This is a genomic window from Leeuwenhoekiella sp. NPDC079379 (assembly GCF_044542075.1).
GTDB lineage: Bacteria > Bacteroidota > Bacteroidia > Flavobacteriales > Flavobacteriaceae > Leeuwenhoekiella.
This window is the reverse complement of the sequence record NZ_JBITTU010000008.1, coordinates 121,787-145,527: the sequence shown is the minus strand read 5'-3', so window position 1 is coordinate 145,527 and position 23,741 is coordinate 121,787. Positions and strand designations below refer to the sequence as shown.

At 38.1% G+C, this 23,741-nt stretch carries 17 protein-coding genes; 10 read left to right on the top strand and 7 right to left on the bottom strand.

Annotated elements, in window-relative coordinates; all coding sequences use genetic code 11:
- Positions 1-16 precede the first annotated feature (16 nt).
- From ACIGAM_RS14885 to ACIGAM_RS14860, 6 genes are all read left to right on the top strand, one after another.
- Entirely contained in the window at positions 17-1,423 is a 1,407-nt protein-coding gene (locus ACIGAM_RS14885; protein ID WP_396512264.1) for a hypothetical protein, read from the top strand.
- A 256-nt stretch (positions 1,424-1,679) separates the two neighbouring features.
- Complete coding sequence (locus ACIGAM_RS14880; RefSeq protein WP_396512263.1) at positions 1,680-5,735, top strand: choice-of-anchor L domain-containing protein; 4,056 nt, start codon at positions 1,680-1,682, stop codon at positions 5,733-5,735.
- 117 nt (positions 5,736-5,852) lie between these two features.
- Positions 5,853-6,254 (top strand): hypothetical protein, encoded by a 402-nt coding sequence (locus ACIGAM_RS14875; protein ID WP_396512262.1) that lies wholly within the window; start codon positions 5,853-5,855, stop codon positions 6,252-6,254.
- A 91-nt stretch (positions 6,255-6,345) separates the two neighbouring features.
- Positions 6,346-10,674, top strand: a complete 4,329-nt coding sequence (locus ACIGAM_RS14870; protein ID WP_396512261.1) for a CusA/CzcA family heavy metal efflux RND transporter — start codon at positions 6,346-6,348, stop codon at positions 10,672-10,674.
- Between the two features lie 41 nt (positions 10,675-10,715).
- The gene (locus ACIGAM_RS14865; RefSeq protein ID WP_396512260.1) at positions 10,716-11,855 is read left to right on the top strand and encodes an efflux RND transporter periplasmic adaptor subunit; all 1,140 of its coding nucleotides are present in this window, start codon (positions 10,716-10,718) and stop codon (positions 11,853-11,855) included.
- 111 nt (positions 11,856-11,966) lie between these two features.
- Entirely contained in the window at positions 11,967-12,554 is a 588-nt protein-coding gene (locus ACIGAM_RS14860; protein ID WP_396512259.1) for a hypothetical protein, read from the top strand.
- A gap of 21 nt (positions 12,555-12,575) precedes the next feature.
- On the opposite strand, the gene ACIGAM_RS14855 is transcribed toward ACIGAM_RS14860, so the two are convergent.
- From ACIGAM_RS14855 to ACIGAM_RS14845, 3 genes are read right to left on the bottom strand one after another with little or no spacing between them, the layout of a single operon-like run.
- Positions 12,576-13,724 (bottom strand): lycopene cyclase family protein, encoded by a 1,149-nt coding sequence (locus tag ACIGAM_RS14855; protein ID WP_396512258.1) that lies wholly within the window; start codon positions 13,722-13,724, stop codon positions 12,576-12,578.
- Between the two features lie 51 nt (positions 13,725-13,775).
- Complete coding sequence (locus tag ACIGAM_RS14850) at positions 13,776-14,243, bottom strand: thioredoxin family protein (RefSeq protein ID WP_396512257.1); 468 nt, start codon at positions 14,241-14,243, stop codon at positions 13,776-13,778.
- 30 nt (positions 14,244-14,273) lie between these two features.
- Positions 14,274-16,634, bottom strand: coding sequence for a TonB-dependent receptor domain-containing protein (locus ACIGAM_RS14845; protein WP_396512256.1), 2,361 nt, complete (start codon positions 16,632-16,634; stop codon positions 14,274-14,276).
- A gap of 89 nt (positions 16,635-16,723) precedes the next feature.
- Between ACIGAM_RS14845 and ACIGAM_RS14840 the strand changes: the two genes are divergently transcribed.
- The 3 genes from ACIGAM_RS14840 to ACIGAM_RS14830 are packed head-to-tail and all read left to right on the top strand — an operon-like array spanning position 16,724 to position 18,729.
- Entirely contained in the window at positions 16,724-17,374 is a 651-nt protein-coding gene (locus ACIGAM_RS14840; RefSeq protein WP_396512255.1) for a metal-dependent transcriptional regulator, read from the top strand.
- Between the two features lie 41 nt (positions 17,375-17,415).
- Positions 17,416-18,237 carry a ZIP family metal transporter gene (locus ACIGAM_RS14835; RefSeq protein WP_396512254.1) on the top strand — a complete coding sequence of 274 codons (822 nt, stop codon included), beginning with the start codon at positions 17,416-17,418 and terminating at the stop codon, positions 18,235-18,237.
- Between the two features lie 54 nt (positions 18,238-18,291).
- The gene (locus ACIGAM_RS14830) at positions 18,292-18,729 is read left to right on the top strand and encodes a hypothetical protein (RefSeq protein WP_396512253.1); all 438 of its coding nucleotides are present in this window, start codon (positions 18,292-18,294) and stop codon (positions 18,727-18,729) included.
- Here the strand turns inward: ACIGAM_RS14830 and ACIGAM_RS14825 are convergent.
- From ACIGAM_RS14825 to ACIGAM_RS14810, 4 genes are all read right to left on the bottom strand, one after another.
- Positions 18,726-18,866 carry a FeoB-associated Cys-rich membrane protein gene (locus ACIGAM_RS14825; protein ID WP_396512252.1) on the bottom strand — a complete coding sequence of 47 codons (141 nt, stop codon included), beginning with the start codon at positions 18,864-18,866 and terminating at the stop codon, positions 18,726-18,728. The genes ACIGAM_RS14830 and ACIGAM_RS14825 overlap by 4 nt on opposite strands.
- A 46-nt stretch (positions 18,867-18,912) precedes the next feature.
- Positions 18,913-21,015: a ferrous iron transport protein B gene (feoB, locus tag ACIGAM_RS14820; RefSeq protein WP_396512251.1), complete on the bottom strand. Its 2,103-nt coding sequence runs from the start codon at positions 21,013-21,015 to the stop codon at positions 18,913-18,915.
- Positions 21,012-21,179 (bottom strand): ferrous iron transport protein A, encoded by a 168-nt coding sequence (locus tag ACIGAM_RS14815; RefSeq protein ID WP_396512296.1) that lies wholly within the window; start codon positions 21,177-21,179, stop codon positions 21,012-21,014. The genes feoB and ACIGAM_RS14815 overlap by 4 nt, the downstream gene beginning before the upstream one ends.
- A 163-nt stretch (positions 21,180-21,342) precedes the next feature.
- Positions 21,343-22,023 (bottom strand): SCO family protein, encoded by a 681-nt coding sequence (locus ACIGAM_RS14810; protein ID WP_396512250.1) that lies wholly within the window; start codon positions 22,021-22,023, stop codon positions 21,343-21,345.
- Between the two features lie 244 nt (positions 22,024-22,267).
- Between ACIGAM_RS14810 and rseP the strand changes: the two genes are divergently transcribed.
- Positions 22,268-23,602 (top strand): RIP metalloprotease RseP, encoded by a 1,335-nt coding sequence (gene rseP, locus ACIGAM_RS14805; RefSeq protein ID WP_396512249.1) that lies wholly within the window; start codon positions 22,268-22,270, stop codon positions 23,600-23,602.
- The last annotated feature ends 139 nt before the right edge of the window (positions 23,603-23,741 follow it).

Genomic DNA, 23,741 nt, shown 5'->3' with positions numbered 1-23,741 from the left:
AATTTAAATTTTGATTTTGAACAGGTATATATTTTTATTTATTATTCTTTCTAGAGCAAATAGCTTTTCTCAGGAAATAGCCTCTTTACCATTAATAGATAAATTCAATGATTACTATACAGATGGAGAACTAGATCTGGTTACAAGTGAAGACAGCCTTCTGTTTGTAATACAACGAGTCGCATCAGATGTTGAGATTACCACATTTGATGCTGAGTACAATCAAATCAAACAGGTAAGTTTGACCGATTCTCCATTTAGAAATCACAAAATTTTATCCTCTGCATCTGTAGACAATACAATGCTTTTTTTACTTTCAGGCGGAATATTTAAAAATAAGTTTTCACTCGTCTCGTATGATTTTCAAAATCAAAAATTTGTAGAAATTCTGCAGCTTGAAAAATTTAAAAATGAAGAATTTTTAAAATCTTTTTTCATTGAAGATAAATTTTACCAATTGACCGTAAGCCTGAACAGTCAGGAATTGTCGATTTACACAATAAATAAGGCTGGTAAATGCTCTAAAAAGAGTTATGATTTTTCAGATTACAAGTTTAAAGCTCCGGGATTTAGTGACGAGAAGCTTAAATATCTCTTATATCAAAAAGGAATAAGCCCCATTCAAAATAATGAGATCGATTCTTTTCTTGAAGCTTCTTCAAAGTATAAGAGCTATGTGTTCAATCGGGAATTGTGGTTGACTTTTGATCAGGACCCCGAACTAACGAGACTGATTAAATTTGACCTTGAAAACGGAAAAATGGTTTTGCAGGATATTCCTAAGCCTGTATCTACTGAAGGAAAAATTAAAGAGTCTAATTCTTTTATTTTGGATGAACATATTTATCAGTTCGCGTTAAATAAAAAAGAAATGATTCTGGAAGTTAAAAATCTGGAATCAGGACTTGTCAATTATCGATATAGTGTAAAAGATGATGAAGATATCAGTATTAGCAACTCTGAAATAAAACTTAGAGGAGCTGCCTATATCAAAGAACGGGTGATGGAAAAAACTTCTCAATTCTTGAGGAAAGTTGTTTCTTCAGAATCGGCAATTCTGGTTAGAAAAATTAATGATACCCTACAAATGCGTATCGGTGCGAACAGAGGTCTGTATTATGGAGGTACAGCACCAAGTTCAGTTCATTTCGCTGGGTTATCACAAGATTATTTTTTTATTAGTGCGTTGCCTATAAGTGATTTAGTCACAACAAGCGAACGATGGATTGCATTCAGTGCTGTCTTCGATTCAAATTTTAATCATTTAGATACTGAAACAATTCCCAACTTATATGATAAAATCAAAGATTTTAAAGAATCAAAAGATTTAAAAAAGGATATTAAAGATGCATTAATTTTTTTTGGAGAAAACTACATCTATTCTTATGTTGATAAGGACGTTGTGAAGTTGGTGAAGTTTTAGATTTGGAAATTGGAAAAGTGAATAGCTCACAAATTGAATCTGCTCCCGCCGGTGCCGAAGAAAAATTCACTAAGGTTCAGGAAGCGTATGAGACGATTCAAAAAGAGCGGGGTATGTAATGGCTTTTAAGAACAATTAACGTTAACAATTTAGAATTGAATATTGTTAATATTCAGGCAATTATGGGGTGTAATTAGCGTTAAGTACTAACTTTAGTACACTAGTTATATAAAAAATTGTAAGAGCCCCCACAATAATGCTACGATTAATACTCTGTTTAATAGCCTTAGTAAGCCTAAACTTAAACGGCCAGCAAGTTACCGTTAGTAATCCTCGTCCGGCAGGGGAGTTGGTAGATTTGCTATTTAACGATTCTTGTGCAGAAATTTCAAATGTTTCTATATCATCAATCCAGGCAGCAGGATCTTTTTCTAATAATGGAGGTGCCTTTCCTTTAGCTAATGGAGTTGTTTTACGTACAGGTATTGCACGGCTTACCGGTGGGGCGTATACCGGTAATGAAGCAGAATTAAGCAGTGAATTAAATACAAACTCAGATACCTATCTTCAAAATTTAAATGATGCATCAGGTAGTGGTGCTCAGATTAACGAAACTTCATTTTTAGAATTTAACTTTACACCGCTTTCCAGTAATTTTAGTTTCGATTTTATTTTTGCCTCTAATGAATACGGCGAGTGGCAGTGTTCTTCTCAGGATATTGTTGCTTTTGTATTAACAGATTTGAATACAGGCAATGCTCAAAACCTGGCAATTACCGCTTCTGGAGAATCTGTTTCGGTGCGTAATATTAGAGATCAGCGCTTTAATCCTACGTGCAATTCTGTAAATGAAAATCTTTTTGACTCGTACGAAGTCACAAACGCACAGTCTACTATAAATATGCGGGGTTATACTCAAGTCCTCAATGCCGCATCTACCTTAACTCCGGGAACACCTTACAATGTGCGTATTGTTATAGGAGATTCTAATGACACAAATTTTGATTCGGCTATTTTTCTTGCCGGCGGAAGTTTTAACACCAGTGTAGATCTGGGCCCAGACCGTACAGTGTGTAGTGGCGATCAGGCGACTTTAGAAACCGGTTTAGATGCTTCGGTTTATAATCACAGTTGGTTTTTTAATGGCACAGTAATTCCTAATCAGAATGCAAGTAGCATAACGGTTAACAGAAGCGGAACCTATACGGTACGCATTACCAATAATGGGTGTGAAGTAACAGACGATTTAACGATAAATGATCTCACGGTCACTCCGCCAGTAAATCTTGAAGAATGTCCTAATGGTGCAGATCCTTCAGTATTTGATTTGACACAAAATGATGCAGATGCTTTAGATGTAGATCCTTCTCAATTTGAAGTGATTTATTACGCATCGCTTTCAGATTTAAATACAAATAATCCTATTCCCGCAAATCAAACTACAGCATTTTCGAGTACAGGGCAGACTATATATTTAAGATTACGTAATTTAATAAGCGGTACTGTTTGTGGCGCTACTTATAATTTTGATCTTGATGTTTTACCCACTATTACTATAACTGAACCCGCACCAATTCAAGTCTGTACTATTCCGGGTAGAGATATAACTATAAATCTAAATCAAATAGACAACCGTATTCTTAATGGTCAAAATCCTGCTCTTTTTACGATTACCTACTATGCAAATCAGAATGATGCAAATGCTTCACAGAACGCGTTAAGTGCTACTTACATTATTGAAGACGGAAATACTAGAGAAACGCTTTGGGCACGAGTTTCTTATGCATCTAATGACCTTTGCTATAGATCAGTAAGTTTTGATATTATTATCAACGACTTGCCCCCGGTAGATCAATTGGGCAATGTAATTACTTGTAATGCTTACGAGTTAGAACCGCTTACAAACGGAAATTATTTTAGTGGTTCTAATGGTACGGGGGTTCGGTATAATGCAGGAGATATAATCACAACAGATATAGATCTTTTTATTTTAAATGGTCCTGATGCAAATGGGTGTAGAAACGAGTCTTCTTTCAGCATTACATTTGTCACAGAGTTTGATTTAAGCGAAGTAGAAGCCTGCGGTGAATTTAGTATTCCTCCTACACCGGCAGGAGCATTTTATACGCAACCTAATGGACCTGACGGAATAGGAAGACGCTTAAATACCGGGGAAGCATTAACTACCTCACAAACTATTTATTTTTATTTTAATGAGAATAATTCGGTGTGTAGAGATGATGCTTTTGATATTATTGTATACCCTTTACCGCTCGTAGATATGCCTGCAAATGTGGTGGCTTGTAACAATTTTACACTTCCGGCACTAACAAATGGAAACTATTTTACAGAACCCGAAGGGCAGGGAACACCACTAAATGCCGGTGATTTAATTGAACAGACGCAATCTGTTTACATATTTGCAGATGATAGCCGCTGTACAAATGATTATGAATGGCGCATTTTTATTGTAGAAGAGTATACAGATATGACGGCTTGCGGGAGTTTTACAGTGCCCACTGTTGAAGCAGGTGATTTTTATACTGCTGCATTAGGTGGCGGTACACTTATACCGCAGGGAACTGTATTAAATACATCACAGCGTATTTATTATTACGTAAACACGACAGATGGGCCTAATTGTACTAATAATTCTTTTTTTGAATTAGAAGTAATAAATACTCCACTTGTTGATACGTTACCAGATCAATTATTATGTGAAGGAGATACCTATACCCTACCTGCACTAACAAACGGGGAGTATTTTGAGGGGCCGGGGAGATCGGGTGCGCAGTATAATTCAGGAGATGTCATTAATGCTACACAAACGATTTACATTAATAATCAAGTACGTATTTGTCAAAGTGAAACACAGTTTACAGTCGAAATAAGACCGTTATTGCCTGTAGATAATCTAACTTTTGTATTCTCTTGTGAAGCCTATACCTTACCCGATTTAAATAACGGAAGATATTTTACTGAATCACAGGGGCAGGGGACTGAGCTTTTTTCGGGAACTGAGATTACAACAACACAGACCATATTTGTCTATAGTGCTTACGATGATTTCCCGTCTTGTTATTCAGAAAATAGGTTTACCATAAATATTCTGGGGGTCGAAGTAGAAACCTTTAATGATGTTGCCTCTTGTGACAGTTACCCATTGCCGGCACTCAATACAGGAAACTATTATACAGAATCTGGAGGTCAGGGTACGCTGTTAAATGCAGGCGATATAATAACGACCACGCAGGAGATTTTTATTTATGCCCGTAACGGTACGCGGTTTTTCTGTGAAGATGAAAGTAGTTTTACCGTGACTATTTCAGAAACTCCGGTTTTGATTCCTGAGGCAGACGTTGAGGTTTGTGGGTTTTATATATTACCAGACTTACCACAAGATGTGTTCGCTCAGGGCTATTATTTAAGCGGAAATAAACAAAATCCCATCCCTGTTTCTGAATATGAATTACAACCGGGAACTTACACGATTTTTAAATATGCAGAAGCATTAAACAATGCAGCATGTTTTGCTGAAGATTCTTTTGAAGTCATTGTGTATCCTCTTTTAGATTTTACTGTTGAAGGGGGAACAGTTTGTAGAAATGCAGCCACAGGAGCGGTAGAAAGTGGTGTTTTATTAGATTCGGGACTCGACCCGGCAGAATTTTTAGTAAGCTGGTTTTTAAATGGTCAGGAAGTTAATCAGGGCTCTACATTTGCAGTAGAACAGGCCGGTATTTATACTGTTTCAACCCAGAAACTCACTCCAGACGTGGGTGCGGCTTGTAATTACAACCCCACAACTGTCGAAGTTTTTGAATCTGCAGAGCCTGTTGTAGAAGTAGAAATTACCCGGCCTTTTGAAGATGTTTCAGGAATACGGGTTGCGATTATTCAGGGATATGGGGATTATGAGTATCAATTAGACGACCAGGCTTTTCAAAACACACCTGAGTTTACAAATGTGTTCCCGGGGCCACATACCGTTACCGTACGCGGCATTAACGGCACTTGTGGAGTTACAACTGTTGAGGTGCAGGTTATAGATTTTCCAAAGTATTTTACACCTAATAATGATGGATATCACGATACCTGGAACATTACAGCGCTCGAAGAATACCCCGAGGCACAAATTTTTATATTTGACCGGTTTGGGAAACTTATAAAAAACCTCTTCCCATCTGGCCCGGGCTGGGATGGGACCTATCGTGGGGTAAATATGCCTTCAGACGATTACTGGTTCAGAGTTGAGTATATTTTTGAAGATCGTCCAGCTGAGTTTAAATCACATTTTACGCTAAAACGGTAATAGTTTTATCTTCAATAGATTTTGGTTATAAAATCATAGCTGTTTTAAACTATTTAATATGATTCTAAAATTTATACGTTGAGTTAATGTTGAAGTGTTCTTACTTAAATTTACCCTATGCAAAAAATCGCTACCGCAATTTTATCGGTTTTAATACTTGCCCAAAGTTTCAATGTAAGTTTTGGGGATTTTTTGCATATAGATGATTTAATCGCGCACTATGAGTATCACCAGGAGACTTTTGGCGATACTATAATCACGTTTATTGATAAGCATTACGGCGAACTTAAATCAGAACACAACAGAGAACATCAGGAAGAGCGTGAAGATCACGAGAAGTTACCTTTTGAACATCAACACAGTTGTGTGCATTCTGTAGTCGCTTTTTTTAATCAAAATGATTTGGAGGTTATTCCTAAGATTATTCCTGCAGATCAAGTTTCTTCAAATTTTGAATATCACAATTCGTATTCTCACGCGGTAGATTCAAGCATTTTTCAGCCGCCCAAAAACGCTTAAAACAGTTGTTTTGGCTATTAGCCAAAGCTTTTTTTAATCTTATCCCTACCGGTTTAAGAATAGTATGTTTTAACGTTTTTATTTTAATGCTATGCTTAATGCAATTATAACTTTTAGCATCAGGAATAAATTAATTATCCTGTTGTTTACCGCCGCGATTGTGGCTTTTGGGCTGTATTCGCTAACCCAACTTTCTGTAGGTGCCGTTCCTGATGTTACTAACAATCAGGTACAGGTAATCACCACGTCACAAAATCTTTCTACGGTAGATATGGAGCAATTCATTACCTATCCTGTAGAATTACAAATGGCAAATTTACCCGGCGTAAAAGAAATACGCTCGGTTTCAAAATTTGGTCTTTCTGTAGTAACTGTAGTTTTTGAAGATGAAATGGGTACCTATCTACCCAGACAACTGCTCGCCGAAAAAATTAAATCTGCTTCAGAACAAATTCCGGCTAGTTTTGGAACTCCGCAAATGGGACCCATTACCACGGGTCTGGGAGAAATTTACCAGTATATTCTGGATGTTAAACCCGGTTATGAAAACAAGTACACCGCTACAGAACTACGCACTATACAAGACTGGGTTGTTAAACGCCAGCTTTCTGGTATTCCCGGGGTAGTAGAAATCAATTCGTGGGGTGGTTACTTAAAACAGTACGAGGTTGCTATAAACACTCAGAAATTAAATGCAATGCATATTTCTGCAGCTGAGGTTTTTACTGCTTTAGAAAAAAATAACAGTATCGCCGGGGGTGGATATATCGAGAAAGCTAATCAATCGTATTTTATACGTGGCGAAGGACTTGCAAGTTCTCTTGAAGATATTGAGAATATGGTAGTTGCTAACCAAAATGGGATACCTGTTTATGTTAAAGATGTAGCAACGGTAGGTTTTGGTTATGCGACACGCTTTGGCGCAATAACCGGTAATGGTGAAGGCGAGAAAGTACTGGGGCAGGTAATGATGCTTAAAGACGCCAACTCAAATTTGGTGATTCAGGCGGTTAAAGATCGGGTTGAAGAAATAAGCGGCTCTTTACCCGAAGGGGTTTACATCAATGCCTTTTTAGACCGAAGCGAACTTATTGCAAAAACTACATTTACTATTGGCGAAAATCTGGTTCTTGGTTTTCTCATCGTGATTTTTGTTGTCGTTTTGCTTTTAGGGAATTGGCGTAGTGGTCTGGTCGTAGCTTCGGTAATACCGCTTTGTTTATTGTTTGCCATATCACTTATGAATATTTTTGATGTTGATGCTAATTTACTGAGTCTTGGGGCGATAGATTTTGGAATTATTATAGACGGCGCAGTAATTATTGTAGAGTTTGTGGCTTATAAAATGGCACAAAAACAAAACACGATAAGAGAACTTACCACTACGGAAACCCGCCAACTTAAAGATGAGATTACTACAGATGCAGCGTCAACGATGATGAATTCGGCGGTATTTGGTCAGTTGATTATTTTAATCGTTTTTATCCCCATACTTTCCTTAAGTGGTGTAGAAGGCAAGATGTTTAAGCCTATGGCACTGGTTTTTAGCTTTGCAGTCGTTGGAGCAATGCTGTTATGTTTTACTTATGTGCCTGTAGCAGCCTCGTTATTTTTAAAGGCGGAAGCCCCTTCAGACCGAAACATTTCGGTACGATTGGTTAATTTTTTAAAACAGAAGTACGAGCGCGTTATTCACTGGGCATTAGATTCCCGCAAATTGGTTGTAGGACTTTCAGTAGGTTTGCTGGCTGCTTCGGTGTATCTATTTACCACAATGGGTGGGGAATTTGTTCCGCAGCTAGACGAGGGAGATTTTGTGATTCAGCCGGTGCTGAAAACGGGAACTTCACTAAGTGGAGCAATAGCGCGTACCACGCAGATTGAACAAATACTCCTTGATAGTTTTCCCGAAGTTAAACAGGTGGTGAGTCGCATAGGCGCGGCCGAAGTACCTACAGACCCTATGTCTATGGAAGAAAGCGATGTGATTGTAACGCTCAAACCAAAAGGAGACTGGGTTTCTGCAGAAACTAAAGATGAGCTGGCAGACCGCTTTAAAGTGGCGTTAAGTGTTATTCCCGGAATGGAGATTGAATTTACACAGCCTATCGAGATGCGTTTTAATGAGTTGATTACCGGCGTTCGGGCAGATATCGCTATTAAAATCTTTGGTGAAGATCTTGATATTCTCAATAAAAAAGGCAATGAAATTCGGGATTTAATTCAGGATGTAGAAGGTGCCGCAGACATTTCGGTAGAGAAAGTTACCGGTTTACCCCAAATGAGCGTAAAGTATAACCGGGCAAAAATAGCCCGCTACGGTCTCAACATTTCAGACCTTAATGATGTAGTGAAAATGGGATTTTCGGGACAAACTGTTGGGAATATTTTTGAAGGTGAAAAACGATTTGATCTGGTCGTACGTCTTGAGCAAAACCAGCGTAAAGATATTGATAACCTTCAGAATTTATATGTAGATACGCCGCTAGGGGCAAAAGTGAGACTTAGCGAACTCGCAGAAATAAGTTATACAAAAGGTGCCGCAAAAATCTCACGTGATGAGACTAAACGTCGCATTGTTGTAGGTGTGAATGTGCGTAATCGCGATCTACAATCTGTGGTTGATGAGATTCAAGCGCTTGTAACTCAAAATATAAAACTACCTACCGGCTATTCTATAGATTATGGGGGCCAGTTTGAAAATCTACAAAGTGCTACCTCCCGTTTGCAAATAGCGGTTCCTGTGGCGTTGCTACTCATTTTTATCATGTTGTATTTCGCTTTTAATTCAGTTAAAGAAGCCTTGTTGATTTTTACAGCAATCCCGCTTTCGGCAGTAGGTGGTATTGTTTTATTATGGCTGCGCGGTATGCCTTTTAGTATTTCGGCAGGTGTTGGGTTTATTGCGCTGTTTGGCATTGCTGTACTTAACGGTATTGTAATGCTCGAGCATTTTAAAGAACTTAAAAACCAGGGAATAACAGATATGCGGGAGCTTATTACTAAAGGTGCAACAGACCGTTTGAGAGCGGTATTGCTTACGGCAACAGCAGCTGCACTTGGTTTTTTACCTATGGCGGTATCTACAAATGCTGGGGCAGAGGTACAACGCCCATTAGCAACGGTGGTTATAGGAGGCCTTATTTCAGCAACATTATTAACACTGGTGGTATTACCGGTTCTGGTTTCCTGGTTTGATAACGATTTAAAAAATGAAGGCGGAATGAAATTTAAAAACAAAGGAATTTCAATACTCCTAATTTTGATTTTGATGGGAGGTTTTGCACAGGCTCAGGAAATAAACAGTTTTGAGCAGGTACGCGATCTCGCATTTAAAAACAATGCGGGTATAAAAGCTGCCGGTTTGCGCAGTGAAGAAGCAAATGCAGCTATAGGAAATGCATTTACATTTGATAAAACTGAAGTGTATTATCATTTTGATGAGAACAACCTGGCGTCAAACAACCGGCCTATAGATGTTTTTGGGGTGAGCCAGACCTTTTTGTTTCCTACGGTGTATTTTGCGCAAGCTAAGGTGAATAAGGCCAATTATAAACTGGTCGCGACTCGCGCCGAACTTACTAAAATAGAGCTAGAGCGTAGTCTTGCAAATTCCTATTACACGCTGCACTATGTAAATGAAAAGTTTCAGCTCTATAAAAATCTGGACAGTATTTACAAGAATTTTGCCTATGCTGCAAAACGCCGATTTGAACTGGGCGAAAGTAATTATCTCGAGAAAATTTCGGCGCAAGCCAAGCAAAAGGAAGTAGAAACGCTTCTCAAACAGGTACGAGAAGAGTTAAAAGCTGCCGAGATTAATTTGCAGCGGCTGGTACAGGTAGACACACTACAACTTAATACACCAAAATTAGAACAACTGACACCCGCTTTAGACGCGCAAAGTATGGCAACCGCAAACGCATACTATGATTCTAAAATTAGTCTGGCCGAAGCCCAGCGTGAATTCAGTACTCAACAGCTTTTACCAGATTTAACGGTAAATTATTTTCAGGGTTCTAATGATGGGTTGAACAAAAATCTGATAGGGTATCAGTTTGGTATTAAAATCCCTTTGTTTTTTTCAGGAGCGGCAAGCCAGATTAAAACGGCTAAAATTGCAGCAGAGGCCGCACAACAGGAAGCTGTGAATTATAAAATTCTATTGCAATCCCGAAAAACGGAGTTAAGGAGCCAGCTGAATATATTTGCCGAAAGTCTTGCATATTACGAGCAGGAAGGAAATGCATTGGCAGACGAACTAGAGAAAACAGCGATCACTAGCTATAAAAACGGAGAGATAAACTTTTTTCAATACATACAAATCCTGCAACAGGCGTATGATATTAAACTCGCATATCTGGAGAGTCTCAATAACTACAATCAGGTGGTAATTCAACTTAATTACAGTGTTCTATAAATCAACTAATCCGTCTTAAAGGCGCTTTTATAAAAATTCTAATGAAAAATTTAATTAAACGATACGCACAAATTTGCTCGCTTTTTATAGTGTTAAGCTGCGGAAGCAAAGATAAAAATGCTGAAGAAGAACCCAGTACAACTAAAGCAGATGTTACGGTAACTCAACAGCAGTTTAGCAGTGCCGGTCTTGAACTCGATAAGTTAAAGGAGGCTACATTTCCAGAATGGGTAGAAGCAAGCGGAATGATTGATGTCCCACCCGAAAACAGAGCCGTAATTACGTCTTTTATGGGAGGCTATATTAAAGACAACCCGTTGTTGATAGGTGATGCCGTTAAAAAAGGGCAGGTGTTAATCACGCTTGAAAATACCGAGTTTGTTGCGCTACAGCAAGAGTTTCAGGAACTGGCAGAGCAATTAGCGTATCTAAAGTCAGAATATGAGCGGCAACAAGCTTTAGTAGCCGAAAACATCACCTCCCAAAAAAACTTTTTAAAAGCAGAAAGTGAGTACAAAAGAAGTGTTGCAACTTATAACGGTCTTCAAAAAAAATTGCAGATGCTCAACATTAGCATAGCTCAGGCTTTGCAAGGAAACTATACTTCACTAGCGCGTATTTATGCACCCATAACTGGTACTATTTCTGAAACCTTTGTAAGTAAAGGAAGGTATGTTTCTCCCGCAGATCCTATTATGGAAATTATAGATATAGATCACATACACTTAGAACTTTCGGTATTTGAGAAAGATATGCTCAACGTGCAGAAAGGGCAGGCGATACAATTTAAAATCCCAGAATCTTCAAACACAATGTATAAAGGTGAAGTACATCTAATAGGAAATTCGCTTAGTGAGCAAGGCCGTACGGTAAAAGTACACGGGCATCTGGAGCACGAGAACGATACCCCAACATTTGCGGTAGGAATGTTTGTAGAGGCTAAGATTGAAACCGGTGAAGCCACCAGAATGGCGTTACCTCAGACCGCTGTTGTAAATCTTGGAGAAGCGTATTATGTGCTTAAATTAAAAGGTAAGGAAAATGGTGCATATTTATTTGACCAGATAGCGGTAGAACCCGGAAAAACTGCAAATGGATTAACCGAAGTTTTAAATGCAGATCAGCTCGATATAAACGCAGAATATCTTACTAAAGGTGCGTTTGAGTTGATACAGGAGTAGTATCAAAAAACTTAAATTGAAAAATAAACCTCAACAGATTTCAAATTCTGTTGAGGTTTTATTTGTTTTAAACTGTATTTTTCAGCTTTTAAAACTTTTAGTACCATTTAAATGAAACATTTTATATTGATTGTATGCTTCCTTTTTGCAAGCTTCACAATACACGCTCAGGACTATAAAAGCACTATAAAAAGTACTTTTTCAGAATATCTGGATGCGATTGTAAACTCCGACTTTGAGAAAGCGATGGATTATATGCTACCCGAATTCTTCGATATTATCCCTAGAGCGCAACTGGTAAGCATTATGGAGCAGACATTTAATAACCCGCAAATGTCTTTTAAAATTCGTAATCCTGAAGTGTTGCATGTTGAGGATGCACAGGAGATAGAAGATAAATTTTATGCAATGCTCACCTATGCAAATGATATGGATATGCAACTTAAAGGTGAAGAAGATGAGACTGAAGAACAAAAAGCAATGCGTACGGGGCTTACACAAGCTGCATTTGCACAATCATTTGGTAAAGATAATGTGAAGTATAACGACTCTACAGATAGTTATACCATACACGCAGAAAAAGAGGTTATCGCAATCTCAAATAATGGCACCACAGATTGGAAATTTATCGTTCTTGAAAACCGCCAAAATGGGATGTTAGAAAAATTAGTGCCGACAGCTTTACTCGAGCAAAACTAGATTTTAACCCTTCCGGTATTTTTATTTCAACCCTAAAAAAGACTTTATAAATTCTTTTTTTGGCAGACTCCAGATGATTTGTAAGTCTTCTTTTAGGGTGCTGGTGCCGTCCAGAAATCTAAATATTTTAGCAATTGCATTCTTTTTAAACATCTGTGTAAAAAGAGCCGCTCCCTGATCATTATTGCGGTACAAAACATCTAGAAATAGCTTGTCATACCAGCGGTACCTGTCGTTTAGCGAAAGCTTTCTAAAGTCGCTTTCTTGCTTTAAAAAGCGAATTAATTCAGCTGTTCTTTTCACGGTATAGCTAAAGGTATAACCGGTGCTACCACGGGTCCAACCACCAGCTGTGCCTATATGCATTAGGCTTTTTGTATTGTGCTGTTCAAACGGATAGGCCGTCATAGGGATGCTGCCTTGTTCTACCGCCGTGACCTCATATTGTGACGCGCCCAGACCTTCCATATAGTCTTCTATTGCCGCTTCATATTCTGCTTTGGGCAAAAGATGTTCAGAAAATAAGGTGTATTCTACTAGCGCTTTGTTTTTTGCCGTAGGTAACACATATATAAACCGCGTATTGCCATTTTGCTTAACAGAAAAATCCATAAAAGTGGCAACATCAGGATCAAAAACAGATTCCTGAGTTTTTACTTCCCAACCTATAAAGTGCTGCTGTAAAACCGGAAATGCCGTTTGATTTTTCAGCCGTTCCGGCGGAAGAATACTGCTAAACGCTTTGGTAGCCGTATAAGTATTTTGATCTGTAGTGACCTCAACACCTTGTTTTGTTTCGGTTAAGTCTTGAAAATTTTCAGTTTTAAAAGTTACTTGTTTAGAAGCCTGAAGAATTTCAAAAACCGAATTGTAAAAATCGATGCCTTCAATTTTATTATAACTGTATTCTTTCAGCGGTATTTCAGCATCAAAAGTGCTTCCTTTAAAGCGTACGTTATTCCACCTTTTAGAAATTACTGTATCCCAGGCTTGTGAATTTTCACTCCAGAAACACCAGGTGCGATCATTCTTATTTTTTTCAGATTTATCAATAAGTAAAATACGTTTATCTAAAAAGTAAGGATCTCTAACTAATGATTTTGCAAGCATTAACCCAGATAGCCCGGCGCCCAGTATGATGTAATCAAAATGTAAAGAATTCTTTTGCATAGCGGTTTAAAGCTAGAACTTATTGAGCTATCGCACAAAATGATTTTAAGCTTATTCGTCTAAAAAACCAAGCAATAAGGTTGAAGTATAATATTCAAAAATTCGTTTTTCTACGGCAAAGTCTTTGCTTAAAATTAAAGTTGCCGGTAATGAGAAGGGTTTATTAGGTCGCGTAGCTAGTAGGAGTGGTAGTTCGTGAATACCGTTTCGTTTAGTGAGATGCTGTTTGTTTGTAAAGATTTGTCCATCAAATTGTATGGTGTCTGTGGTTTCTACATTCATGCGTACGGCATAAAATTCATCATTTATTTTTTTGATCACTTCAGGTTTAGTAAATACAACACGGTCTATTTTTTTACAATATGCACACCAGTCGGCGTGAAAGAATATCAATGTTTTTTTGGGTTTTTCAACTAAAGAATCTTCCAGTTGTTCCCAGCTAATCCAATTAATTTGCGCCCGATCCTGAGCTGCAAGGCTTCCGCAGCATAAAACGAGAAGAAGTATAAATCTTTTCATAATTATCTATTTTGCTGGTGCGGCCAGCACTTAAAAGTCTCCAAAACGTATTCCGAAGAAAACAGTGCGCGGTCTGTTAGGGCCATAAATATAATTTGAGTCTCTGAGTGCACCTCGGTCAAAGTCGTTTTGATAACTGTTAAACACATTTTGAACCCCACCACTCAACTCTAAATGCAGGTTGTCTGCCAGGTCAAAATGATAGGTAATTTTGGATGTCACATCCATAAAAGACGGGGTGTCTTCCAGTTTTATAAAGCCACTTTCGCTAATCACGTGAGGGGCAATCATAGTGCCGGTATAACTTCCGGTAAAGTCAACTTTTAAGGCTTCATTTACCGTCCAGTTGGTATTAAAAAAGCCATACACATTAGGCGATCGTACAAATTGATCTGTTGTAACATCAGACTCATTTGGGTTGCTTTCATCAGCTTCAAAGAGAATTTGGTTTTCGTTGTAAATAGATCGCTGATAGGTAATTCCTGCCTGAAACAACAAAGCCTTGCCTGGAGATATATTAAATTCAATATTAGTACCTGCTACGTAGGCGCCGTTACCGTTACGAGATTCTTCAAGAATAGAACCATTGGGTAATGAAGCACCCGTGCTCACCAGAGTAAATGGATTTTCTAGTGTGGTGTAAAAGCCTTCTACTAGCAAACTGGTTTGTACTTTATTAAATTCTTTTGTGAAATTTAAAGATGCTGTATAGGCATTTGAGAATTCGCTTTCCAGATCATTAGATAAGATAACAAAGCGTTGTTCGCCACCCACAGAACTGATGTGCAAATCTTCATTAAAAGCTTGCGGAGCTCTAAAACCGCGTGCGTAACCTCCTCTAAACTGAAGGTCGTCTGTGAAGTTGTAAAGCAACGTTAATCGCGGACTTAAAACTGTTTGAGAAACTGTTGAGTTTCGGGAAATATTTTGAATTTGATAAAAGCCATCAACATTAATGTGGTCTAGCCGCGCACCTATTAATGCGGTAAATTGCTCTGTAGGTTTCCATTCATACTGACTGTAAAGACCTAGACTATTTACTTTTTGATCTACAATACGGTTATAGCCTAAAATAGCATCTTCGGTATCGTTGAGTTGGTATTCTAAACCCGAAGTAAGCACATCATTGCTTTCAAATGTATGTGTGAATTTAGTACCAGCCACAAAAGCAATATCTGTAGTTTTTCCGAAAGAATTATTAGCTGCCGTAGAGTCTACACGCGTTCGACCGCCGCCTAATCCGCCGTAATAACTATCCCGATCTGTGTGTTGTACCGAAGCGTAAGTAGTAAGATTATTGGTGTGAGAGTCATTAAATAATTCATAATCTACACCCGTAAAAATCGTATTATGATCCAGTTCTTCGGTGATGTCTGTAAATTGAGGTGTTAAGTCAAGCCGATCTCCACCACGCCTGTATTCTTTAATCGCTGTAAAATCTAAGCCTAGTTTACTGTTATCATTAGGTCTGTAAAATGTTTTCATTCCAAAGGAATTATTAGTGAGTTTCGTTATTTCACTAAAATCGTCATCATTAGCATCAAATGCATCACGATTGCGATACATCCCGTAAAGTGTTATGCCGGTTGATAAATCTTCACTTACCAGCGATGCGTTAATATTGAGACTTCGGTCTGGAGTTTCACCATTTATTAAACCGAGATTACTATTTACTTCCCAGCTGCTATTTACGGGTTCTTTAGTGATAATATTAATTGTTCCTGCGATAGCACTAGAACCAAACAACGCAGAACCGCCACTACGTACTACTTCAACACGATCTATAATACTTACCGGAATTTGTTCAAGACCATATACGCCATTAAGAGCGCTAAAAACCGGACGGCTATTCAATAAAACCTGCGTGTATTGACCGCCCAGACCGTTGAGACGTACCTGCGTAAATCCGCAATTTTGACAATTAGTTTCTACCCGAACACCCGGTTGATAATTAAGACCGTCTGCCAGCGAAATAGATTGTGTTGCTTTAAATAGTTTCGGACTTAAGACATTTACAATCACCGCAGCTTTTTTCTTGCTTATTCTATTCCGCGTAGCGCTAACCACCACCTCTTCTAAACCCAGTAAATCTTCAGTAAGATTGATATTAAGTGGCTTTTCAACAAACTCTGCGGGATTAATTGTTTTTTTTAAAGTTTTAAAACCTACTGCCTGAATCACAAGCGTGATGGAATTATCGGGAACATCAATCTCAAAAGCTCCATTTTGATCTGCTGCAACCCCAGTTGCTGACTCACTAACCAGAATCGTCGCAAAGGGTAGCGCTGCATTATTGTGCGTGATGTTACCGCGAATCGTGATTGTTTTTTGAGCAAAACATACACCGGAAATATTCAATAATAAAATTATAAGTAGATATCGTGCAGCCATGTATGTTGTTTCTAAAATAAAGTTTAGGCAAACCTAAAAAATATATTTGAATATTTTAGCGTATTATTGTGGTATAATTAAAAATAGGTATGACTTTTTCTGAAGAAAATTACTTAAAATCGATTTATGCCTTGCAAAAGGAAAGTCCTAAAGGGGTGAGTACAAATGCGTTGTCTCAATATTTAGAAACAAAGCCGGCGTCTACCACAGAAATGGTTAAAAAGCTGAATGATAAAGACCTGGTAGTTTATCAGCCCTATCAGGGCGTGCTTTTAAATAAGAAGGGAGAAGAGATCGCTTTGCGTGTCGTACGCAAACACCGTTTGTGGGAAACTTTTTTAGTACAAAAGCTCGATTTTAGTTGGGATGAGATTCACGATGTTGCAGAACAATTAGAGCACATAAAGTCTGAAAAGTTAATACGAGAGCTAGATCGCTTTTTGGGGTATCCCAAACATGATCCTCATGGAGACCCTATTCCTGATGCAAATGGGAATATAATTAAGATTGAAAAGAAACGTGTTTCTCAATTAGTTCCCGGAGACGTGGGAACCTGCATAGGGGTAAATGACACGTCGTCTTCTTTTTTACAATTTCTAGATCAGCAAGACATACGTTTAGGAAGCGTTTTAGAAATTTTAAATATTCAGGAGTTTGATAAAAGTATGCTTGTGCGTATAAATGACCGTGAATTATCTTTATCGCAAATCGCCACAGAACATATTTACGTGCGTATTTAAAAGTATTAAAAAGCAAGTTTAGATTTTAATTCTACTTTAACATGAATGAAATAATAGATTATTTTGAAACCTTAGACCCGGTTATGGGTGCTTTTTTAGCGACACTTTTTACTTGGGGTGTGACCGCTTTAGGCGCCTCTTTAGTTTTCTTTTTTAAAGGGATGAATCGTAAGGTATTTGATGCCATGTTAGGATTTGCAGGAGGCGTTATGGTTGCTGCTAGTTTTTGGAGTTTACTGGCGCCGGGAATCGAAATGAGTCCCGGAGAAGGTTTTATAAAAGTGATACCCGCTGCGGTAGGCTTTGCCCTTGGTGCTGCTTTTCTATTTGGTCTTGACAAAGTGTTGCCACACTTACACGTCAATTTTAAAATGGAAGATAAAGAAGGGATTAAAACACCCTGGCATAAATCGGTTTTACTTACTCTGGCAATTACACTACATAACATACCAGAAGGCTTGGCTGTTGGGGTTTTATTTGGTGGTGTCGCAGCAGGTTTTGACGGAGCGAGTATAGGAGGAGCTGTAGCACTAGCAATTGGGATAGGTTTACAAAATTTCCCGGAAGGTTTTGCTGTTGCTATGCCCTTACGCAGACAAGGCTTTAGCAGATGGAAAAGTTTTAATTATGGGCAATTATCTGCCATAGTCGAGCCTATGGCTGCAGTTTTAGGAGCTTATGCGGTGATGACTTTTAAACCCATACTTCCTTATGCATTAGCTTTTGCGGCGGGAGCAATGATATTTGTTGTAGTTGAAGAAGTGGTACCAGAGTCGCAACAGGATAACAATACAGATATTGCTACTTTAGGATTTATAGGCGGTTTCATACTTATGATGACACTTGATGTTGGTTTAGGGTAACTGCAACGGTAAAGCTTTTATTTGAGTCTTTATTAAATAACTCACTATTGTATTATGAAAAAGCTAGCACTTATAGTATTCAGTTTGTTTAGTGTGGTATCTACAGCGCAAACAATTGTTATATCTAATGATTCAATAAGCGCTAAAAAACAGGTTCCTGAACCTCAATTTGTAGTACTAGTACCCTATGGTAAACTTACTTCTTTTGGGGATGTGGCAATCAAGGTAACAAAAGTTGTAGACTCTAGATGCCCTAGTGACGTAATCTGTGTTTGGGCAGGAAACGTAGGTATTGAGTATTCCGTATATAAAGATGGAAAATTTGTGGAAGACTGCAAAGCGATCTTAGAGGCAAAAGAAGAGTTTGTAAGTTTGCTAGAAACTGGCGGTACAAGTCTTGCTGCACTTTCTGTACATCCTTATCCTAAAACTTCCGAAGAAAAAATATCCCAGAAAGATTATATTTTTAATGTAGTTTGGAAGCAGAATTAGTGACAGCCACAATTATCACTTCCGCAGGATTTATCACTTGATTTACTGCTTAAGAAAGCCGGTTTCCAAACATATTTAGTTACAAGATATCCTACAGCAACTAAAAAAATAAGAAGTACTAATATATTCTGTATCATAATAATTTTGTTTTTAAATGTTTGCTTTCGCTAAAGCGAAAAATACTTAAATCAATAATTGATAAGCAACTAGAGCAACTACATATGCAAAACCACTCATAATCACGAGTTGCAGTATGGGCCACTTCCAGGTATTTGTTTCGCGTTTTACAATCGCCAAAGTACTCATACATTGCATGGCAAAAGCATAAAATAATAAAAGGGAAACACCACTTGCTAAATTAAACAGCGGGCCCCCTAAAATAGGATTTACTTCACCTGCCATTCGGTTTTTAATGGTTTCTTCTTCCTCGCTTCCTACGCTGTAAATTGTTGCTAGCGTGCCTACAAATACTTCACGGGCTGCAAACGAACTCACAATAGCGATGCCTATTTTCCAGTCGTAACCTAAAGGTCTAACAACAGGTTCTATAGCTTTCCCCATATAGCCAATGTAGCTGTATTCTAGTTTTTCTGAAGCAATGTGTTTATCGAGTTCGCTTTCTGGGAAATCTCCGGCTTGCATGCGTTCAACCGCATTTACTTCGGCATTATTAAAAGCATCTCCGGGACCATTTGAGGCTAAAACCCACAGCACAATCGAGATGGCTAATATGATTTTACCGGCACCTACGATAAATGATTTTGTCTTTTCGATCACATTATAAGCTACATTTTTAAACAACGGAAGCTTATAGTTAGGCATCTCAATAACAAAAAAGGTACGGCTTTTAATTTTTAAGATTCGGTCTAAAAGCCAGGCAGAAAGTATTGCGGTACCAAACCCAATGAGGTATAAACCCATTAGGACTAAACTCTGTAGATTGAAAATGTAGAGTACTTGTTGGTCTGGTATAACCAATGAGATGATAATAAGATATACCGGCAATCGTGCGCTACAGGTGGTAAATGGGGTGACGAGAATGGTAATAAGGCGTTCTTTCCAGTTTTCGATATTACGGGTTGCCATAATTGCAGGAATGGCACAGGCAGTACCTGAAACCAGCGGAACAACACTTTTTCCGCTTAGGCCAAAACGACGCATAATACGATCCATTAAAAAGACCACGCGACTCATATACCCACTTTCTTCGAGTATAGATATAAAGAGAAATAAAAAAGCAATCTGCGGAATGAATATCACAATCCCGCCTAAGCCGGGTAAAATTCCCTCGGCAATAAGACTTGTGAAGGCACCCGGAGGCATGGTGTTACGCACCCATTCTCCCATTGCAGCAAAAGACTCATCAATAAGATCCATAGGATAAGAAGACCAGTCGTAAATCGCCTGAAAAATAAGCAGCAAAATCGCAAAGAAAATAATGTATCCCCAGAATTTGTGAGTAAGCACGCGATCTAGTCTGCTGCGCAAATCTTTAGCTGCCAGATGATCTATACTCAATGTTTCTTTAAGAACACCATTTATAAACTGGTAGCGTACAATGGTTTCTTTTTGCTGTAAACGCTTGAGGTTAGATTTACTTTCGGTTTGAAAACTCGTAATGCTCTGCATCTCATTACGGTCAAGTTTACCAAAGTTTACATCCTGGGTAATAACCAACCATAATTTGTATAAATCCTGTTTAGGAAACGCTTTGCGTAAGCGATCAAAGTATTCTGGTGCAATTACCGAAGCATTTACACAGGGTTCAACAGAGAGTGCTTTATAGTTTGCTATTAATTCTTTTAGGTTATCAAAGCCGGTATTTTTACGTGAGCTTACCAGCGCAATTTTTGTTTGCAGGCGCTCTTCTAGCTTTTCAATATCTAGCGTAATAGCTTTACGCTTCATACGATCTGCCATATTTATAACCAGAATCGTAGGTATTTTTAAATCCTTAATTTGTGTAAACAGCAGTAGATTTCGTTTTAGGTTTTCTACATCAGAAACGACTACAGCAACATCAGGATAATCTTTGTCATTTTTATTTAGCAGTAATTCTATTACCACATTCTCGTCAAGAGAGCTTGCGTTAAGGCTGTAAGTACCGGGAAGATCAAGTATATGTGCTTTAACTCCTCGTGGAAGTTTGCATATACCTTCTTTCTTTTCTACAGTAATCCCCGGGTAGTTTCCTACTTGTTGTTTAAGACCGGTTAATTGATTAAAAACGGAAGTCTTACCGGTATTAGGGTTTCCTATAAGGGCTACGTTTAACTGTTTACTCATTGAGAGCGTTTTTCTACAAGAATATGACTGGCAGTTTCTTTGCGTATAGCCAGGTGACTACCGTTGATGTTGAGATACATAGGATCTTTAAACGGTGCAATCTGAACCAATTCTACTTCATTACCAGGCAGGCAGCCCATTTCTAAAAGCTTAAGAGGTACCATATCTAGGGTAAACTCTTTAATTATAGCTTTCTCGCCACGCTTCAGAAGATCTAATGAAATAATCAAAATTTATTTAGATTGAATTTAAACAAGACAAAAGTAAAGGAAAAGCAACAGACTCGAAAAGAATTAAGGTATAAAGTATGCTTAAAATAGCAGGTATTTAGTTGTAAACCCGACTTTCAATTTTTTGAAGTATAGCAATGTCTTCCAGCAATTGCTCAATAGCTTCGGGATCTGTACCGTCATAAAAGCCTCTAATTCGTTTTTCAGAATCAATAAGCATAAAATTTTCGGTATGTATCATATCATATTTATCGCCATTCCCCGCAGTTTTTACAGCTAAATAACTCTTTCGCGCCAGCTCATAAATTTCTTTTTTGGGACCAGTAACGAGATTCCATTTAGCATCATTAACCCCTTTTTCTATAGCATAGCGTTTTAATTGAGCTACGGTATCTGTTGCTGGAATCACCGTGTGAGAGAGTAGTTTTACTTTGGGATTGTCTTTAAGCTTTTCCTGTATTTGCAGCATATGATCGGTCATAATAGGGCAAATCGTCTGGCAGGTGGTAAAGAAAAAATCAGCTACGTAAATCCCGGGATAGTCTTTTTGAGTAATGGTATCTCCGTTTTGATTAACCAGTTTAAAATCTGCTATTTTGTGGTATTTTTTTACAAACTGAACCGTGCTGTCTACAAGCGTATTATCTACCATCGTAGGTTGGTAAATAGGCAGGCTGGGTTCTGGTTTAAGAAGGGTATAAAATATGTAAAGAATTACTGCGGAAAGGATCACCATTACAATGGCAAACTTTTTGTACTTAGCAAAAAACTGAAGCATAAACTGCGTTTTAGATTGCAAAATTACAACCCGAATCGCGCTTAACAAAAGTATTCTAAGGCTAACTTTTTAAATGCCCGATGCAGCACGCTGTAAATACTTTTGTATGCGGATGTAAAAGGTTACTTTTGTGCACTTTTTAAGGCCCATTGCCTTTTAATTTGTATAGTATTTTTAGTTTTTGAGGTTTCTTTTATTCCTTATAATAAGTGATTAGATTGACACCTTTAGTTATATAAAATTTATGGATCCATTTTTTGTAAAAGGTGCTCAGCTTTTTCTGAGTCTTTCAATATTAATCGTACTTCACGAGTTTGGTCATTTTATACCGGCCCGTCTATTTAAAATACGTGTAGAGAAATTCTTCCTGTTTTTTGATGTCAAATTTGCCCTGTTTAAAAAACAAATAGGGGAAACAGTTTATGGTATAGGCTGGTTGCCTCTGGGTGGTTATGTAAAAATCGCCGGGATGATAGATGAGAGTATGGATAAGGAGGCTATGGCTCAGGAACCTAAAGAATGGGAGTTTCGTTCTAAGCCGGCCTGGCAGCGACTCATCGTTATGATAGGTGGAGTTACCGTAAATATTGTGCTGGGGTTCTTTATCTACATAATGATTATTGCAACTTATGGGGATGAGTATTCTACACCAGAAGATTTAAAATATGGCTTTGGGTTTACTCCTACGATGGAGCAGTATGGCTTTGAACAGGGAGACAAAATACTTGCTGTAAATGGTAAGGAATTAGAAGATCAGTTAGCGTTTCCACAAATGTTAATGATGCGTGATGTTTCTAAAGTTACCGTACTTCACGAAAACGGAAGTCAGGAAGAATTAAGCCTTCCTGATGATATTGGGATGCAGTTGTTTAAATCTGGTGAGATGTTTGGGGTTAACTTTCCGCGTACACCGGTCTATTTAGATTCGGTTTTTGGAGGGGCAGAACAAGCAGGAGTACTGGGAACCGATGAATTATTGAAAATAAATGATTACCCCATAAAATATAAAAGTGATGCGAGTTATGCGCTACAAGCTAAAAAAGATAGTATCGCAACCATTACCGTTTCTCGTGATGGCGTAGAACGCAAATTTGAAATCCCTATGGGTGATCAAAAAATGGTAGGAGTAGGCTTTGGCTTTGCAGATAAAGACTATTTAATGCCAGAGCGTCGTAAGCGTGAATATGGTATTGGAGAAAGTATTAGCAGAGGTGTAGGTTATGGGTATGATAAATTGAGGGATTATGTAACTCAGTTTAAATATGTGTTTACTTCTAAAGGAGCCTCTCAGGTAGGTGGTTTTGGAGCGATTGCAGGCCTTTTCCCTGATACATGGAACTGGTTGTCATTTTGGGAAACTACCGCGTTTATATCGATCATACTGGCGTTTATGAATATTTTGCCTATACCGGCATTAGATGGTGGGCATGTAATGTTTTTATTGTATGAAATTATTACCGGAAGAAAACCTAGCGACAAATTTTTAGAATATGCGCAAATGATAGGTTTCTTCTTGCTAATTGCCTTAGTATTATATGCTAACGGAAACGATGTGTATCGCTGGATCACGGGTGGATAAGCTTAGAAAAACAATTTTTAAAACGCTTTAAAAAAGTTTTTTAAAAATTGTTTTGTGGGTTTAAATAGTTGTGTATATTTGCATCCGCTTAAAGCAAATAAGCGAAACGTTCTTTAAGACATAACAAACTTCAACATTG